A 17,919-nucleotide genomic window follows, 5' to 3' on the forward strand; every position below is an offset into this window, starting at 1 on the left:
CGTTAACATTTTAAACTCATCAAGATGAGCAAAAAGATCATTTACGTCAAGGAAGCGCCTGGTTCGGTGGTTTCCTTTTATGCGCCGGTAAGCCCGGACTATTATGCAGGCCGTGAACTTGTGCTTCAGGCACTCACCGGCTGGTATTGTTTTAAAACCGTTGACCGGGTTTATGACCAGGGCAATGGCTGGTGCCGGGTATTCCTCGAATAGGTCGTGATGGGTTACAGCCCATCACGCTATGCAGATAAAAAGCTAACTTTGAGGTACACCAAGCCGATGAGTACGAACCTATTGAACCTTTTTAGCAAAGCTACCGACGCCACCGCCACGGAACAGGGCTTCCATTACCAAAAACTGAAGACCCTGAAGACTTGGTTGGAGAACCGAATCGCGGGAAAAGATGAGCTGATCTTCTGCGACACGGACGATGATATCGTGCAGCGGGATACCGCCGCAGGCGCAACTAAGTTCAGACAGGTAAAACTTTATTCTACTAACTTTTCGTTCTCAACAGATGAGGTCACTAAAAGCCTGGCCAATTTTTTCATGCTTTACACCCAGGGCGAGTATCTATTCGAGGAGGTCGTTTTCGCTTTTGAGACCAATGCCGGTATCGCAAAAGAAACACGCGGTAACGATGCCGACCTGTTGCGCGAGTGGGCCGAGCACCAGGGTGACCTCAGCGACGAGCTGCTGGAAAGGTGTGTAACCCGCGTCAAGCAGATCTTAGATCCTTATATCGCGGATGGCTATGCCAAAGAAAAAGCCAAAGATCACGAAGGCTTGTTCCTCAAAGCTAAAAACCTTTACGAGCGTTTACCGGATGACTTCTGGCGCTCATTTGTAAAGTCAGTTCGATGGGAGTTCGATGTTATACCACGAGACACGGCCATACCGCAACTAACCGCTGAGATAGCGCAACTCATCGGGCAACTTCCGCTACCCGTCAACACCAAACAGGTTTCCAGCTATATCGCTGACCTGCACTGGGAGATCGTCCAGCGCACGATCGACAAAGACCCGGAACGCCGGGTGTTAAGCAATGGTTTGCTGGACTACCTTATCCTTCATCATGGTGACAAAGAAAGTCATTGGTATGCTGCCTTGTTCGACAAATGGTCGGCTGACCCCAAAGTTGGCCGGTTTCACGTTGGTAGTTTCCTTGAGGTGGTTTCCGCTACACGGCATTGCCGCTGGAACCTGATCGAAACCGGTCATGCTCCTTTATGGCTGGAGGTCATGCAACAATTCATCCGGCTTCCAGACATCCCGATACCGTTCAAGCGTAAAGCGATCTACGAATACCTGTTCCTGAAAATGCAGGCCGCCAGGGCCAAAGGTGAGGCTGATGCTTCGATGGCCGCTGACGCACCACTAGTGGTCGAGTATTTTGAGCATTTAGAGGAGCGGCACGAACTGGCCGATATTGAGGAGGATATCTCTTTTTTACAGATCGTGACCGCGGAATCAAAGATCACGGAAGGGTTCGCTGACGATGCGGCCATTGAGGCCTGGACGGAAAAATTAAGATCGTCGATAAATACTCATTTGAATAACGCGCGTGATGTCAATGAACATTGCCTGATGCTGGAAATGAAAGGGACAGCGTTGATGAGTTTGCGGCATGGCATGCACGATATTGAAAAAGTTAAAGCGGCGATGGATATTTTCCGGCAGATCGTGCCATTACTTCCTTCAGCGAACCACTATACCATTTCCCTCCTCAGTGAATTGCTTAAACAAATGGCCGATGTCTACCGGTTACTTGGCGAGAAATTCGAAAATATGGTGGATGAGATCGAGCGTTTCCGGCTGGAGATCGCCATGGCCGCCCCTGAAACAGACCGCAGGCTGAAAGCGGCTAAAGACCTTGTTCAAAGCGGTGCTACCCTTTTAGCTGCGGGCGGGACACGTAACTTTTTACGAGCATTGACTATTTTCCATAAGGTAGTTGAAGTGTGGCGGATGCAGGAGACAATGGACGCACACGTATTAGCGCTTCTTGGAATCGGCCAGGTTTACCATGCATTGGGTGCCAATTTTGCCGGTAAGTATTATGCCCTCTGTGCGATATGGTCAGCGTGGCATACCGGCGACGAAAAAGTGATGGCAAAGCTTGGTGATTGTTATGGGATGGTCTTCCATGCAGATTACCTGCAAGGGGCCTGGTTCAGCGCCTTGGGGGAGTATTTACCCTACATGAATTATCAGAAAGAGCTAAAGAACGGTGGTCATTTGACGGACGACAGGGTGATCAAGAACTTTCTTGACCTTGTTCTTATACTGGAGTCCGCTGAAAAGGTTCATCCAGATCTTGTCCACTTGATCAACGATTACAAAACACGCTTGGGGGACTTATATACCAAAGAAATGGCTTATCTCGTCGAACCGCTGCAAGCACATCTCAAGGCTACTGAAGACCATCGCAGTTTCGTAGTTGAAAGGGTCATGGACGCACCTTTCAACGATGCAGGAGCGGAACGGTTCATCCGGTTTAAAATGCTCGGTCCGACATGGGAGATCCGGTTTCAGAATGATCATGTGATGACCGCCATCGCCGAAGAATTTGCAGCTGTTTTACAGGTCATTCTTTGCGAAATAGGACGTTCCGGCAAGGATATAGCGTTGCCTGAAAAGACCATCTGCATCAATATCGAGCAATGTGATGGTCAAATGGAATGGCCTGTTCTGGAGGGGGAAATATGGACATTACGCATTCCTGCTGCCGATAAACATGAGCCGGGAACAATTCGCATGCATTATGCAGGCGTCGGAAACCATGTCCGATCGATCTTATCAGAGATCAGCTTGCTACCGAAAGATGAGGTTGAAACGTTCTATTTATCCCTGCTCAAAGAAAGACAGATGGGTCAGAAGGCGTTATCGGTCACCTCGTATCAGCGGGCCTACTTTCAAGCAATGGATGAAGAAATATTCGATCTCCTGGCGCGCCGGCACTTCAGTCAAGTTCCCGGTCGTTTTGATCATCCTTTGATAGATACACTGGCGGTAACCGCATAAAAAAACGATCTTAAAAATGATAGCAAAGGGCTATCTTGATCACCCGAACGGACTTGAATGCGAGTGTTAAGAACAGGCATCAATTGCTGCTCCATGTTGTATAACAATTTTAGATAGATCAATGTACAGGAAGGTATTCATCAGCTACGCAAAGGAAGATATCCGTTTTGCCAACGAACTTTACGACCATCTTAACACTAAAAAATATGACCCCTGGTTGGATAAGAATAAGCTGCTGCCGGGTGACAATTGGGACGTAGCCATTAAGAATGCGCTCCGGGAGGCTGATTTCATTATTCTATTACTTTCATCGAGGTCGGTATCCAAACGAGGCTATGTACAAAGGGAATATAAACTGGCGTTACAGCACTGGGAGGCCAAGTTAGAATCGGACATTTATATCATACCTGTTTTGATAGATGATTGCAAAGTTCCCGAAAGCCTGACCCGTTTCCAGTGGATCAAATATGATAACAGCAATACCTATGAAGCGATCTTAAAAGCATTAGACGTTCAGCGCAACATCTATTTGAAGGATGCATATCATACCGATCTGACCGACGCTCATTATACCAAGTCGCTGCCTTTGGATCTGTATATCCCGTTGAATATTGAAAGCAGTGTCGAGTTTCCGCAGTTCCCGCAGAATCCATTGTTCAATGCCGAATATGTAAATGCTTTCATCCAGCATGATATCATGGAACAAATGAGTTATTATGCATCATTCATGAGTGATGAGGACTATTATAGAGAATTACCAGAACACTTAAGGGAACACTTATATTTTTCAAGCAACTATGAGATCCATTATATCTCTAGTAAATATCTTAGTTTGATCTTATTCGTTAGTGCATACTGGGGAGGCCCTCATCCCAACCATCGCATCGTTACGAAAAATTTTTCGTTCAGACCTGTCAAAAAATTAAGCCTGAAAGATGTTGTTAAATTCGATGACATTAAAGATTTTATCGCTGACAGTTTTACGCGGTACACGAACGAATATCTTCATAATGAAGATGAAGGACATCTGGTTAATAGAATAAAAGAAGAATTCGAGCAATGGGGGGCTACTGATATGGATTTTGTATTCAATGCCGATTTACTGACCCTGATGTCTAACAATATGCTTCCGCACGCTTTTCAGGGCGCCGCTAACATTGAGATCCCTTTAAAGGACGTTGAACTTTTGATCGCACCTTAATTTAAAAGCGACGATAAGCGGTCCAGACCGGATAAAGAGCCGCAAGCACTTCTGAGCTCGTCAAAAGTGATGATGATCTCGTGTTGCCCATAGGCGCGGGCGGTAAGTTGGTAAGGGACGAAAATAAAGGTCAACGTCTGATCACCCACGTAAAAGTTCCGGAAAAGATCCCAATTCAAATTGTCTTCGATACGATGAAGAAAGAATTCTTCTTCGTTGTCTATTTCGAATACCTGAAGTGCCCGCTGAAGGAGCTTTTCTTTGCAAAGAAAGGCAACGGCCTTAAGGTTTTCCGTGAAGTAGTCCAATAGCTCTTCCAGCTCGATCTTCATTAAGGGTTGAAGTTGGAAATTCATGCCCAGCGTGCCATATTGACCATGGGCTCCACCTGTATAACTGGAACTGTAAACAGTTAAACTGATAAATTCTGTTGTGATCAATTCAAAATTATATATGGTCCCTAACTCATTGCCAGGGTGATGTGGGTTGCCGTTAGGTTCATCCGGACAACTGATCTTAAGAAAGTCGTTATACATCCGGTAAACGTCTGCCAGGATATATGCATTCAAATGAACTAAGGCTTTAATGGAGGTTTTTATAAATTGCGGATATGTGATATTTATTTTGTGGAACACTTTAGTTCCGATGGTTTCGTCGATGGTTTCGATACCATACTCGTAGGAAAGATCCTGCGCAACTTTGGACATTTCTCTTTGCACATAAATATCCCGTTGTTTTCGTAGCGCCGAATGGATCTGATTATAAGCATCCCAGTCACCCAGGCTTACCCACTGGTATTTAGCAAATTTTTCAGGTATGACACAATTATCGACCAGCACCGGTATGATGTAGATACTATCCTCCGGCCGCTCATCACAATAGTCCAAGGCCAGTTTGAACTCTTTTTGTACATACCCTGTCTTGGCGACCGCGATCTTTGAGAACAAAACGATGATAAAATCCGCATGCCTTAAAGCCTGTCCGATCTCATCCCGCCAGTTGTTCCCCGGCAAGAGGTCTACTTTATCTAGCCACGGCTTGAACGGAGTGGAAATATTGAAGTGATTGTACAGTTCGCGTGCGACCGCGGCGTCCTCTTTCGCATGAGCGATAAAAACTTTGTTGAACATCGGCAGCAACTTCTTAGATCAAACCTTTGTCTTTACAGTAAGCGACCAATTGCTCATTTTTGCTGAATGCAAGCGCTTCTCTGATCAGGGCTAAACGCTTTTCCACGCTGCTTAAACCAGCAGGACCAAGTTCTTTTTCTTTGAGAACGGCAGTGATACCTTTTTGCATAAATCCCTGTGAAAGAAGGCTGATCAGGGTAAGGTCATAAGTTGTAAAATCATGCCCCTTTATATCATCATTCGCATTTACGGGTTCCGGGCTAAGGTCATAATGAACCTGTTGGGTCTGCTGTTGCCTTTCTATCGCCTGGATAACTGCCGGGAACGCTTCGTCATATCTTACCCATTGGAAGCGTCCCAAACTTTCAGGAACTACACAATCATCAAGCAATACGGGTATGATATAGATATCGTCGTCCAGTTTCGTTTCCCAATACTGTAATGCCAGCTTGAACTCACGCTGGACATAACCCCGTTTGGAAACTGAGGTCGAGGATAAAAGGAGGATAATAAAGTCGCTATTCTTTAAAGCGCGTTTGATCTCCAGATCCCAGTTGCTGCCTGGTAACAATTTCCTTTTATCTAACCACGGTTCGTAACCTAAATTTTCGAAGTGGTCGTAAAACGCCAGAGCGTATCGCTGATCTTCTTTTGCGTAGCTAATAAAGACCTTATTGAAGATGGACATGTCGGTTCAGATTTGGAGAAGCTAAAGATGCTAAATTCTCGCAATGGGGCAAAATCAAAAGAATGGTAAACCGGAGGTTATTTCATCAGAAGGCAAGCCAGCAAAACCAATTCGACCCGCGGACGCAAAACCTTCAATGCGTTATGCACATGCTTCTTCACGGTCTCTTCCGAGATATCGAGTTGTTCAGCGATCTGCCGATGTGACTGGATATTCCGGAATGCTTGACCATGCTGTTTCGAGCTAATCAGAGCAATGCGTTGTGTTTATGAATTTTAAATTTAGCTATCTAGTTCAACAAGGCAGCAAGTTCAAAGTGTAACGGAACGCTTTGAACTTGCTTCTGGAATCCATTGGTCAATGGTTCCGGAATGTCCAGCGATAATCCTGTTATCCTGCGGCATCCTGAAAAAGCCTACGCCTTCTTGGATGACCTGATTTTTCCGTTGGCGCCTAACAAGGTTTTCTTTCGCATCAAAGGAATGCGCGAAATATTTGCGCCGAACATCAAATTTTACGTCGATATGCTGTTGGTACTACAGGCCCAGAAATATGTATGCTGCGTTAACCACGATTACATCCCATGGTTAATGGCGGTCTTTGAGCAAAATTTTAGCTCCGTAAACAAGGTAAGGGAATGTATTTTCGAGCATTTGACTAGCTGAATTTCGAAACTCACATAAAAGACATCCAGCACTTCGATTGACAAAATGACTTCCAGGTTATCCAATACTTAATGAAGCCTTCGGCCGCTGCTGCCAAGTATTAATAGACCAACTGATTCGATTATTAAAAAAATGATTGAACATCCTTGAACTATCAAACTATACATTTCTACTATCGATGAAGGATGACTAAACGTTTTCTCTTATTAACTAAGCCGTTAAACTCATGCAATGGGAATACCCAGACGACGCATTTAAATGGCTCGATGGGTTTCGTCGATGTATATAAATTAACATTAAAGGGAGCAAGTTTGATTTTTCAAGATTTTTTTACGAAATTTATATCATAAGCATTAGGGATTATTGAATGACTTGTTTGGTGACCTATTAGGTGTCCTACGATACTACCAATAATATAAATAGCTGGTATAGAGCGCGCAAAAGTTCAGCGGTTGTTCCCTCCCTCTCCGCAATAAAATTGTAAAAAATGCTCTTATTATATCAATAAGGGCATTTTTTATGCTTAAAAAATTAAAGGGGTGTAAAATGGGGTGCAAATTATTCATAAGATACTACTGTTTGATTAGCAGTGATTACTTTCAATTTCAACATTCAACTGATAGGCTATTATCTTTTAAGCTGAAAGATTGATAATATAGGGGCAAACCAGTAACCTCGCGTAGATGCGTAAAGTACTCCCTCACATTTCGATTTGCTGAAATTTGACTTACAATCACCATTTTCTTTGCCTTTCTTTCCTTTGGCCAAAGGCAATATTCCAGTAGTTGTCCAACTGCTTCGCGAATACAAGTTTGTATTGAATTGTAGCTTTTGATTTCGTAAAAAATTAAACCATCTGTGTCCTTTACAATTATGTCGACACGGTTCTGACCATATCCGGCTGAATGTTCAGGCTTAACGTTATAATTGCCGTAAATTTCCCTTAGTTTTACAACCATATTATCACTAATAGCTCTATGAATATACGTGATTTCAACAGCACGGGGTGGTCTAACCGTCCGCTTCTTTTTAGGTTGTTTTGGAACTTCACCCTCACCGATTACCGGTTGTTCGAAACCAAATGCGTTACTGGTATCTGATACAGAACTTTTGTATTTATCCTGCATAGAAAGAAATGTATATCGATCAACATTATTTAACGCATGGCCTTCAGGAATCTCAAAATAGGGGTCATGGATAAATAACTTCTCAGGCTTAAATTTAACATTAAAAATATTGATAGCATCCTGCTTAATAAACCCCTTACTGTTGGCTTCCGCAATTTTCACCTGCTCATCCATCTCATTCAACCACCCCCTTGTCGTGTATTCCGCCTTAATACCTTCGGCTTCAACACTATCAATCACTTCAAGCTCATCAATACCACCCACCCAAAACCTTACCTTAGCCGCCCCATCTAAAGTGTAAAACCACACATCGTAAATCTTACCTTGATGGGTCAATTGCTGCTTTGCAATTGGTTCGATGAAACCATAGTGATAACCATCTATCAACTTACTGGTGTCAAAAAGCCATTCTTCATGTCCGAAACCAAACTTACCTTCATGTGTCCCTTGGTCGTTACTTTTACCAACTATTCCCGACGGATATATATATCCATTATCATTCCAAATCAATCTTGCAACCCGCTTGAAGGTTTTCAAATAATCGAAAACGAGTTCTAAATCCTCTGCCCGCTTAATCTCGGTGATAGTTAACCACCAATTACCACTACCTGAGCCTGATGGAACTGCGCCCTTGTATTTGCGCGGATTATAATCCCACCTTACCGACAGCTTTCCGTTCGTGATTTCCGAAATATCAGTCACCGTTCCTATGGCTGCAATTTCTACCGTACCGGTTTTGCGACTATAAGATCGGATTGCAATCCTGTCATTTATTTTGATCCTTTTTAGCGTTTTAAACACCCGAAAACCCTCACCTATCGTTAAATCATGGTCAGTTTTCCAGTACCCTCCCTCCATAAACTGGTCAAACATTGGTATCAGATGAGGTTCTCTGCCATAGAAACTACCAACAACAAAAAAGTTTGGCTCGCTCTCTCGATAATTCCAGTCACGATATTGTATAGGAAATCCAAGTTTGGCAATCGTTTTTCGGTATCCCTCATTACTTTGGAAGTCAGTAGTAAGTAACCGTTCGGAAGCTGATAAATATGAGCTTGCCAATTCAACGGAATATTTAAAAGGATAAAGTCTACCTCGGTAACTTAGCCAGTAGTTATTATATTCATTATCTTTTGGTATGCCCGATTTGTCAATCTCTGAAAAAGCTCGGATTAATAAATTTGACGTTATAGCGCTTAATTTGTTCGGCATTGTGATTTAGTAGGAGTTTCCCAAATATATAACGATAGGCTTAAAAACTCATCCCAACTCGTATATTTGTTTATCAAAGATGTTGGGAGTTAAGATTGGTTTAGCTCTTGTACTGGATTGTGCCTTTGGGGTGGTGTTTGGCGTTATTCTCCATTCGTTAATGGAAATAATTTTTAAACATTTAAAACAAGGAATTATGAAAATAGAAACAAAAACTATGGTCAAAAAAATCTGGTGTGGGGCCCTTGCGGAGATATGGTTGAATTACCACCCCATGATAGCATAATAAAGTAAAGATCAAAGCTTTACCGATTTCCCAATTCTCGGGCTGGGGGGTTCGATTCCCCCCTCTCCACCAATCCAAGTAATAATATTCTTATTTATCGGCATCAGATCAAAAAGGAAAGGTATGCTTTACCTTCATAACCGTTCTTGTGGAAACACCAGCTACTTTTGCGGTTTCTCTTATTGTAAATCCCTTTTCGAGACATTTGGATATTTGCCTGGAAACATCTTTATTTAAAAATTCCTTTTCGCTTTCATTTGTGCCTTTAGGTCGACCTAATTTTCCGCCATTTTGCAAATATATAAGGCGGCCTATTGCAGTTTATTTGACAACGCTAGAAATGATCAGATGTTTAAATGGTTGACACTCCTAAATAATAGAGGGGTTCGATTCCTCTATGGGTTGTAACGGCAATAACAAGGTCTACCGCTTCAGGACGGACACCATATTCGTCCAGCTTTTTCATAAACAGGTCATTGCATTTAGGAGCACTTAGACGAACGCCACAAACACAATGGTAATAGTAATAATGTAGCCGTTTCCCCTTGCAGCGTGTAAACCGGGGCCGGGTGCAGGGTTCGCGCCGGGCCCCGGCAAAAGAGTTAATTTACCTTAAAATTAAATATAGCAGAATTAGATGCGTTGCCTTTTGCATCTTTTGTAACAACTCTCCAGTAATAACTTGCGCCCGATGTTGCGGCATTGCCGTTCAGAAACTTGTCAGTAACATTTGCTTTTGCCAACACCATAGTTGCGGCGCTTGCGCCCAGGTAAATGTCGTAGCCGCTTATATCGTTATCCGGATCGGAGCCTTGCCAGCTTAGGTTGATCTTACCGTCTGCCGCTGTAACGGTTGCGCCTATTGCCGGGGCTATAGCATCTGCAGGAAACGGGGCATAGTAAACCGCACCCGGGCCCGGGTTGTAAAATTTCCAGGTATCGCTTATTGTTACCGCTGTTGTTTTGGTAGACTTTGCTACTACAAACCACGAATAAGGCATGCTGCGTTCCAGCGTTTTTAGCAGCTTTGGCGCCACTGTGTTTTCTGTAGACAGTTGGCCCGAAATTAAATTTTTAACGGTAACATCGTAGCTATCGGCATATTTTACGGTATCCCAGGTTAACAATACCGTACTTTGGGTTGAGGATAATACCAGAGCCGGTGTGCAGGCCGAGTTTTGGGCCGGAAAAAGCAATACCGGTTTTTGCGGCACCTGGTCTTCGGGTGTTGCGTCGTTGCCCTTATCGCCGCAACTGTACAAAACAACCGCCATGAGTAATAGCAGAGCATTTATCTTCATTTCTTTATTATCTTAAAAATATTTTGCTCATCATCGGTAATTAGTTTGAGCGTATAGGTACCTACCATAGTTATACCCGATAGGTTAAGCTGCAACGGGTTTGCCGGGTTGACGAATTTTTGCACATAAACCAGGTTGCCCATTGCCGAGTATACCTCGGCCTGTACACTGGCGGGGTTTCGCCTTCCCAGGTTTATATTCATCAAATCGGTAAAAGGGTTGGGGTAAGGTATTATCTGATCATTAATATTGATCAGCTTTCTGATAATTCCCTGGCAAAGTTTATCACTGGTAACCAGCAGTTCGTTTTTACCAGCTATCAACGGCAGGTTAATGGAGCTATCGGTAGTGGTATACAAAACGCCATTCAGTTGGATATTATATAAACCGCCACCGCCTAGGTTTAAAAGCACGTTCTTTTTGTCGTTACTAACGGTTGCATAAAGCGAGAGGTCTTTAGGTTCTGATATCACTACCGTAAAGCATTGGCTATAGCTGGTTTGCCCGGCTATGGTAATACATACATTATAGGTACCGGCCGCCAAATTATTGAATGATGTTGTAGCAGTAAAAGGCTGCGAAAGGCTTGCTGCACCGGTTATGCTTGCAGTGTAGCTTAAAGATTGTTTTGCAGCTATTGCAATACTACCATTGCTGTTGCCTTTACAGGTTGCCCCGGTTGCTGCAATAATAAAGTTATCGTTAGGGAGGCTACTAATAGTTAAGATACCAGGTACATACGTAAAAGTATAATTTGCAGACACCGCGCCGCCGGGTGTAATAGGGTAGCTACCCGGTACCGAGGTTGTTGTTGCAGTAGTGGTGGCGGTGGGCAGCACGGCTATATTTGCCTGCTTATCTGAATTAACAAACCCGCTGTAGGTAAATGTAAACACGGGGTTTGCAGCACCCGGCAAGCGTGTTTTATCATCGGCCTTAACGGTAAGCTGTGCCGGTTTTATAACCAGTACCTGTGTGGCCTGGCTAACATAAAGCCCTGCAGATGTAGCAGTAATAGTAGTGGTGCCTGCCCCGGTAATGTGAATGCTGTTGTTAACAATGGTTGCTACCGCAGGGTTACTGCTGGTGTAACTTACGGTGCTAATGGTTGGGGGTACCGCATTCAACGCCACATCGGCACTGCCGTAAACCGTTTCAGGTATGGGATTTAATACCACCACTTTATTGGCATCGGCCGTGGCAATAAAAGATTTAGATATGCTGGTGCCTGCTGCATCAGTAGCCGTAATATTCACTGTGATATTAGTAGCGGCGTTTAAGCGGGTGCCTGCTGCCGGCTGTTGTGAAATGCGAACGCCGGCTGTACCGCAACTGCTGGTTACTGCTACGCCTGTTGTATGATCGGGCAGGGTGGCCATACCATCGGCCTGCAACGGTAAAAGCTTATTTTCAAAAGTTGAGGTAATGGCCAGGTCGCCTGTTATATTCACTTTTACCTGCGCCGTTGTAATTGATGACGGTGAGCCAATACTGCCATCCTGGTAACCAGCCTCGCCCCCAGCAAACGTGCTTACCAAGCCCGTCGTGTCAATCTTACGGATGGTGTTATTGAGGGCATCGGCAACATAAATGTTGCCTTTACTATCAAGTGCTATGCCTTTGGGAAGCCTAAATCTTGCTTCGATACCCTGCCCGTCGGCGTTCCCGGCAACATCTTTGTTCCCTGCTATCGTTTTAACATAACCATCGGCAGATATACTTGCTACAGAATGGCCGTTAATGATAAACAATGTGCCATTATTGTTTACGGCTATACCGGTTGGGTAAATAAAGCTTTCGGGGCCTTGTAAACTTAACGTAGATGCCACGCCTGCCGGAGTGACCTTGCGAATGGCATTAGCGTTAGATTCGGCAATAAACAGTGTGCCGCTTTTATCTACCGTAACACCCATAGGGCCGTTGTAATAGGCATCGCGGGGGTTGCCACCCGGGCCACCGGGAATGTATTTGCCAGAAAAGACGGTAACAACTCCTGTTTGAGCCACCTTTGCTATCAACCCTATACTATTATCGGTTACGTATAAGCCACCATCGGGTGCAACGGCCAAGCCTGTGATTCCCATTGCTGCGGATATATCCAACCCTGGTATAGAGTAGCCATCGGCAGTGCGAAAGCCACCTGCCAGGGTTGTTACATTGGCTTGCGCATCTATTTTACGCAATCCGTTAGCGCCTATGTAAACATTGTTAAATGCATCTACGGCTATATTGCCTGGGTAGGGCAGGCCTGCTTCGGCCCCTTTGCCATCTTTATATGTATCGGTACCATTACCTGCCAAAGTTGTAACCACACCACCGGCGCTTATTTTACGTACCCTGAAATTATTGTATTCGGTAACATATAAGTTTCCGGCGGCATCAAACGCCACGGCGTTAGGATAGTTAAATTTTACGGCCGCGGGGTTGAAAGACGAGCCGGCATCTTCAACTTTCACCGTTACCGTTTGGTTGCCGAGCGTAGCACAATTGAAGCTTGCGGGTGTTAAGGTAATTTTGGGCGAAGATGTTGCAGCGGCTACCGTAGCCACATCAGCCAGCGTAATGGCCCTGGTACCGGTATTACCCAATTTTAACGATACCACATCGGCCAACGGTGTTATGATGGTTGCATTTGCGGCGGGTGTGCCGTAAGAGAAGCCAGGCAAAGAGGCCGTGCCCAATGGGGTAGACACTGATATCGCACCGCTATTGCCGCTGGCCACTATTGCGGTTATAACACCTGGCGACCGTACAGTGAAAGAAGCTGCAGGTGTGCCACCAAAACTAACTGCGGTTGCGCGGTTAAAGTCGGTTCCCTTTATGGTAACCACCGTGCCCTGCGATGAGATAGCAGGGCCGAAAGCAATTAGTGTTGGGGCAGCCGGCACATGCGGGCTGTTAGCAAATATCGCATTTAGGCCATATAGGCTTGTAACCAGGTCGGGCCGGCCATCGCCATCAAGGTCGCCGGCCGCCATTTGCACAATACTGCCAATTTCCAAATCTATTCTTGGCGCAAGCGAGTTTTTATCGAAACTACCCGGGTTACTTTTATTTAAGTATATGCCTAAGCCGGTTGGTTTAGTGGGGTTATTTTGCTGGTTAGTTATGATATCCAGCCTGCCGTCGCCGTCTATATCGGCCAGCATAATCCTGTACAATTGTATCGAACTAAATTCAACTTTTGGGGCAAAACTGATATTGCCTGTAGTAGATGTGTTGCGCAATATACAAAATGTAGAATCGACCTGGTTGGTAACAATAACATCCGGTTTGCCATCGCCGTCAATATCGCCGATAGCGGCCACCCCGGGTAACGATTTGCCAATGGTGAAATTTTTCTCGGGAGCAAAAGATGCTGAGTTGATAGCGTTTGGCATGGCCGTATTCCGGAGGACAGAGATACCACCATCAGAATTGCTGGTAATAATGTCTGGCTTGCCATCCCCATCTATATCATTTACTACTACACTTGCCGGAAAGCTGCTAAGCGCGAAAGCCTTTTCGGTACCAAATTCAAACGACGTATTCCTGGATATATTTTGTGATACGGTTACCGATTTTGCGTCGCTACCTCCGGAGGCCACAACATCCATTAAACCATCCCCATCAATATCAACTGCAGCAACCGCAAGTGTAGAGTATGCCGTGCCATTGTAAACGGGGGGGGGCAAACGAAAAATTACCGGGTGTGGATGTGTTGGCCAACACGCTAAAACTCCCGCCATAATTGAACGGCCCACCGCCGCGGCTTAGTATATCTGGTTTACCATCGCCGTTAATATCTCTTATTGCAATAATGTTATCAGCTGCAATATCAACCTTTGGCGCAAATGAGGCAGCGCTAAGCGGAGTGCCTTTAACTGATATGTTGCGGTATACCGTCATCTTACGGTAGGCATAACTAGAATCTATCAAATTTACCATGTCTAATTTTCCGTCACCATCAATATCTGCCAGTACCAATCCGTTATTGCTTCTGTATGTACGGATGTATACAGGGTCGCTAAAGTCAGTTAACGAAAAGTTGTTTTTGGATGAGAATGTGGTAACAAATGGTTGCCAGGAGTTGCTTACCCGCTTATTTTCATTATTGGTAACGGTAATGCCTTCGTACATACTGCTTACGGGTACAGTTACTGTTAAACTGGTAGCAGAAGCAGCGGTTACGGTAGCTACTACGTTGCCCATAACAACCGTGTTGCCTGCCGGCGAGGGGCTAAATCCGCTCCCTGTAATGGTAAGCTGCGAACCAACAGCGCCCTTTAAAGTACTTACAGCAGTTATTCGGGGCGGAGTAACGACCACTTGCGGGTGGTAATACACAGGTTGTATTATGTTGTAAGCGGTAGATGCCAATATATCAGGGTAACCATCACCATCTATGTCGGCCACGGTTAAATTATCAGGTTCGGCGGGCAGGTCAATATTTACCGGCAAGTCAAAAAGAATATCTGTTCCGGTAAAAGTATTGCGGAATACCGACAGCGTATTATGGTTATTATTATAAGCATTGGCAACTACTACGTCGGGCCTTCCATCGCCATCCATATCGGTAATATTAAACGCGCTGAATGCATTTATGTACTGAATGTCTCCGATGATAACCATGGGAGCAAAGGACGATGTATTTATAACACCTTTAATTGCGGTGTTCTTAAGAATGATCTGGCCTGCCGAAATTATGTCCAGTTTATCATCGCCATTAAGATCTGCAAGTTTAAAATTATGGTAAGCGCCTTCCGCGGCCAACTCGCTCTGATCAAATGATAGCTGGCCGGGTGTCGATGTGTTTCGCGCTACGTATATCCCGGTCCCGTACGAGTAGCTGTTATAACCATACACCAGATCGGGCTTGCCGTCGCCATCTATATCTCCAATTTGTGCGTCTGAACCGCCGCTTCCGCCAATTGATGGAAAAGCGGCTGTAAAGAAAATACCCGCCGTAGATGATATGTTACGATAGATGGTAAGTGTGCTAAAAACATTCCCCAGCACAATATCGGGCTTACCGTCGCTATCCATATCTCCCAGCGTTATATTATCTACAGAGCCATACTGATCTACAGTTATAGTATTTGCAGGTACAAATGACAGGTTACCCGGCGTTGAAATATTGCGGAGTATATAAATAACTTTTGCAACGCTGGAAAGAGCGGCTATATCTGCCTTGCCATCGCCGTCAAAATCGGCAATTTTAAGCATATAAATACCCTTATCAACCGTGAATTCTACAGGTGCATCGTATTGGTCGGTAGTATGCCCGGTTACCAGCCCTTTGCTTTTGCTTATATATATCACGTTTTTGGCTCCTGCAGTATTTATCATGTCGGGTGCCCCGTCATTGTCCATATCCACCAGGTCGATACCGGTATATCGTGCTGAGGAATAAGCATATCCTATCGCCACATCAAAATCGGCCGCCCTAATACCTGTGTTGCCGCTATAGGTAACATTGAACGGTTTTGATGAATAAGCAGCGCGTATGGTTTCGGTGTTTAAAACAGATATAGGCTGAAACGGAGAGCCTGCCGGCACTTTGGTTACGATCTGCGTTTCGGTGGCCGATATCACAGTGGCTTTCGCACCGCCAAAATAAACTACATTTTTGTATATAGCATATTTATTAAAATTGGTGCCGGTAATAGTTACGGTTGTGCCTACCGGCCCGCTCATGGGTATAATAGATGTTATGGCAGGGGCTATAACCGGGTTGTTGCGTAAAACAGAAACAACATTGGTGCCGCTAATGCCTAAGATCTCCGGCCGCCCATCACCATCTATATCACCCATGGCCACCGACGGAGCGGAGCTGCCCAACTGCATATCCAATTTGGCAGCAAAAGTGCCGCTGCTGATCGGGCCTGTTGCATTGATGCCCTTGAATATGGATAATCTGCCATTTCCATGTACCGATGCCACCATATCTAAAATATCGTCGCCGTCTATGTCGTCAAACGCAAGGCCGGTAGGTAAAGACGCAGGGTAGATGCCCGTAGAAAAAGTGACGTTAGGTAAAAATGAGCCGTTGTTAATGCCGGTGCCATTTGTTGCATTTGGCAAAATGTTGATGTTACGGTCGTAATAATTCAGGCTTATTAATTCTGGTTTATTGTCTTTATTCAGGTCTACGGCTATCAGTTGTTTAGGCCCTGCGCCCGAAAAAAAAACAACATTAGGCGCAAACGAAGTAGAATCTATTATGCCTGGCGTGGCTATTGTATTGCGCATTACAACAACGGTACTTGCATTGTATACGCCCGCCAGGTCGGGTTTGCCGTCGCCGTCCAGATCGGCAACTATCACGGCATTCAATGGCCTGGTAATATCATAATTATGAGCAAATGACGAAGCGTTTATAACACCTTTTGTAGTTTTGTTGAGTAATACCGAAACTACTGCGTTGTTAGATGTAACAATATCGGGCCGGCCGTCGCTATCAATATCTCCAATGGCCAGCGACTGCGTATTGTCACCGGTAGTAAAGCTCACTTTTGGTTCGAATGAATTTGCTGTAATACTACCCGGCGTTGAAATATTGCGGTAGATCGATACGCTATTTTCATTCTTGTCGGTAACTACAAGGTCGGGTTTGCCATCGCCATCCATATCCTGCAGGACCAGGCCGGTTGGTACGGGGCCGATGGGCAGATCTACCGTTGACGCAAAAGAAGCTTTGGTTATAGCACCTTTTATACTGCTGTTGCGCAATACCGATATACTGGTAGTGCCGCCGATATAAGAGGTGTTTAAAACGGCCATATCAAGTTTACCGTCGCCATCGATATCGGCGGTGCAAATGGTTTGAGGCAGGGAGCCGGCAGCAAACTCTACTTTAGGGTCGATATCTGACAGGGTTATGGTATTTTTAGTATCGGCCGTTACCATGAACGATACATTACTGTAACCTGTAAGCCCGTTTGATGTATTTAAAACTGATATAGGTTTATAAGTGGCCCCAACGGGTACGGTTACAGTGAGCGATGTATTATTTGCAGCGGTAACTGTTGCCCTTACACCACCAAAAAACACCTGGTTGTTTGCCGCCACTGTATTAAACGAACTGCCGTTGATGGTTACTGTAGAACCAACTTTACCGCTTGCCGGCAAAAAGGAATTTACACGGGGTGCCTGCGCAAATAAATTGGCAGCAAACAGCAGCAGGAATACGCAAAAAAGTAAAGGTTTTTTCATTTAGGGGGTTTAGGTTATATAATAACTATTGATGCTGGTCTGAGGGTTTTTGTGATATGTAAAGTTATTAATTCTTAGGTAATTAATAAAA

The 17,919-nt window shown here is 44.7% G+C and carries 11 protein-coding genes; 4 read left to right on the plus strand and 7 right to left on the minus strand.

What is annotated here, in order from left to right; genetic code table 11:
* Positions 1 to 24 precede the first annotated feature (24 nt).
* From IDJ77_RS16340 to IDJ77_RS16350, 3 genes are all read left to right on the plus strand, one after another.
* Positions 25 to 213 carry a hypothetical protein gene (locus tag IDJ77_RS16340; RefSeq protein WP_191190043.1) on the plus strand — a complete coding sequence of 63 codons (189 nt, stop codon included), beginning with the start codon at positions 25 to 27 and terminating at the stop codon, positions 211 to 213.
* Positions 214 to 279: 66 nt separating this feature from the next.
* Positions 280 to 3,024, plus strand: coding sequence for a dsDNA nuclease domain-containing protein (locus tag IDJ77_RS16345; RefSeq protein ID WP_191190044.1), 2,745 nt, complete (start codon positions 280 to 282; stop codon positions 3,022 to 3,024).
* A gap of 121 nt (positions 3,025 to 3,145) precedes the next feature.
* The gene (locus IDJ77_RS16350; RefSeq protein ID WP_191190045.1) at positions 3,146 to 4,225 is read left to right on the plus strand and encodes a TIR domain-containing protein; all 1,080 of its coding nucleotides are present in this window, start codon (positions 3,146 to 3,148) and stop codon (positions 4,223 to 4,225) included.
* On the opposite strand, the gene IDJ77_RS16355 is transcribed toward IDJ77_RS16350, so the two are convergent.
* From IDJ77_RS16355 to IDJ77_RS16365, 3 genes are all read right to left on the minus strand, one after another.
* Positions 4,222 to 5,355 carry a TIR domain-containing protein gene (locus IDJ77_RS16355; RefSeq protein ID WP_191190046.1) on the minus strand — a complete coding sequence of 378 codons (1,134 nt, stop codon included), beginning with the start codon at positions 5,353 to 5,355 and terminating at the stop codon, positions 4,222 to 4,224. The genes IDJ77_RS16350 and IDJ77_RS16355 overlap by 4 nt on opposite strands.
* Positions 5,356 to 5,368: 13 nt before the next feature.
* Positions 5,369 to 6,043: a toll/interleukin-1 receptor domain-containing protein gene (locus tag IDJ77_RS16360; protein ID WP_191190047.1), complete on the minus strand. Its 675-nt coding sequence runs from the start codon at positions 6,041 to 6,043 to the stop codon at positions 5,369 to 5,371.
* 77 nt (positions 6,044 to 6,120) lie between these two features.
* Positions 6,121 to 6,300 (minus strand): sigma factor-like helix-turn-helix DNA-binding protein, encoded by a 180-nt coding sequence (locus tag IDJ77_RS16365; RefSeq protein ID WP_191190184.1) that lies wholly within the window; start codon positions 6,298 to 6,300, stop codon positions 6,121 to 6,123.
* Between the two features lie 114 nt (positions 6,301 to 6,414).
* Here IDJ77_RS16365 and IDJ77_RS16370 point away from each other — a divergent pair, with 114 nt between their 5' ends.
* Positions 6,415 to 6,708, plus strand: a complete 294-nt coding sequence (locus IDJ77_RS16370) for a hypothetical protein (protein ID WP_191190048.1) — start codon at positions 6,415 to 6,417, stop codon at positions 6,706 to 6,708.
* Between the two features lie 605 nt (positions 6,709 to 7,313).
* Here the strand turns inward: IDJ77_RS16370 and IDJ77_RS16375 are convergent.
* The 4 genes from IDJ77_RS16375 to IDJ77_RS16390 all read right to left on the minus strand — a co-directional run bounded on the left by IDJ77_RS16375 (position 7,314) and on the right by IDJ77_RS16390 (position 17,828).
* Positions 7,314 to 9,047: a hypothetical protein gene (locus IDJ77_RS16375; RefSeq protein WP_191190049.1), complete on the minus strand. Its 1,734-nt coding sequence runs from the start codon at positions 9,045 to 9,047 to the stop codon at positions 7,314 to 7,316.
* 888 nt (positions 9,048 to 9,935) lie between these two features.
* Positions 9,936 to 10,634: a hypothetical protein gene (locus IDJ77_RS16380; RefSeq protein WP_191190050.1), complete on the minus strand. Its 699-nt coding sequence runs from the start codon at positions 10,632 to 10,634 to the stop codon at positions 9,936 to 9,938.
* Positions 10,631 to 14,308 carry an FG-GAP-like repeat-containing protein gene (locus IDJ77_RS16385; RefSeq protein ID WP_191190051.1) on the minus strand — a complete coding sequence of 1,226 codons (3,678 nt, stop codon included), beginning with the start codon at positions 14,306 to 14,308 and terminating at the stop codon, positions 10,631 to 10,633. Before IDJ77_RS16385 ends, IDJ77_RS16380 begins: the two co-directional genes overlap by 4 nt.
* The gene (locus IDJ77_RS16390; protein ID WP_191190052.1) at positions 14,250 to 17,828 is read right to left on the minus strand and encodes an FG-GAP-like repeat-containing protein; all 3,579 of its coding nucleotides are present in this window, start codon (positions 17,826 to 17,828) and stop codon (positions 14,250 to 14,252) included. Before IDJ77_RS16390 ends, IDJ77_RS16385 begins: the two co-directional genes overlap by 59 nt.
* Positions 17,829 to 17,919 lie beyond the last annotated feature (91 nt).

This window comes from Mucilaginibacter pankratovii, assembly GCF_014773265.1.
In the GTDB taxonomy this organism is placed as follows: Bacteria; Bacteroidota; Bacteroidia; order Sphingobacteriales; family Sphingobacteriaceae; genus Mucilaginibacter; species Mucilaginibacter pankratovii.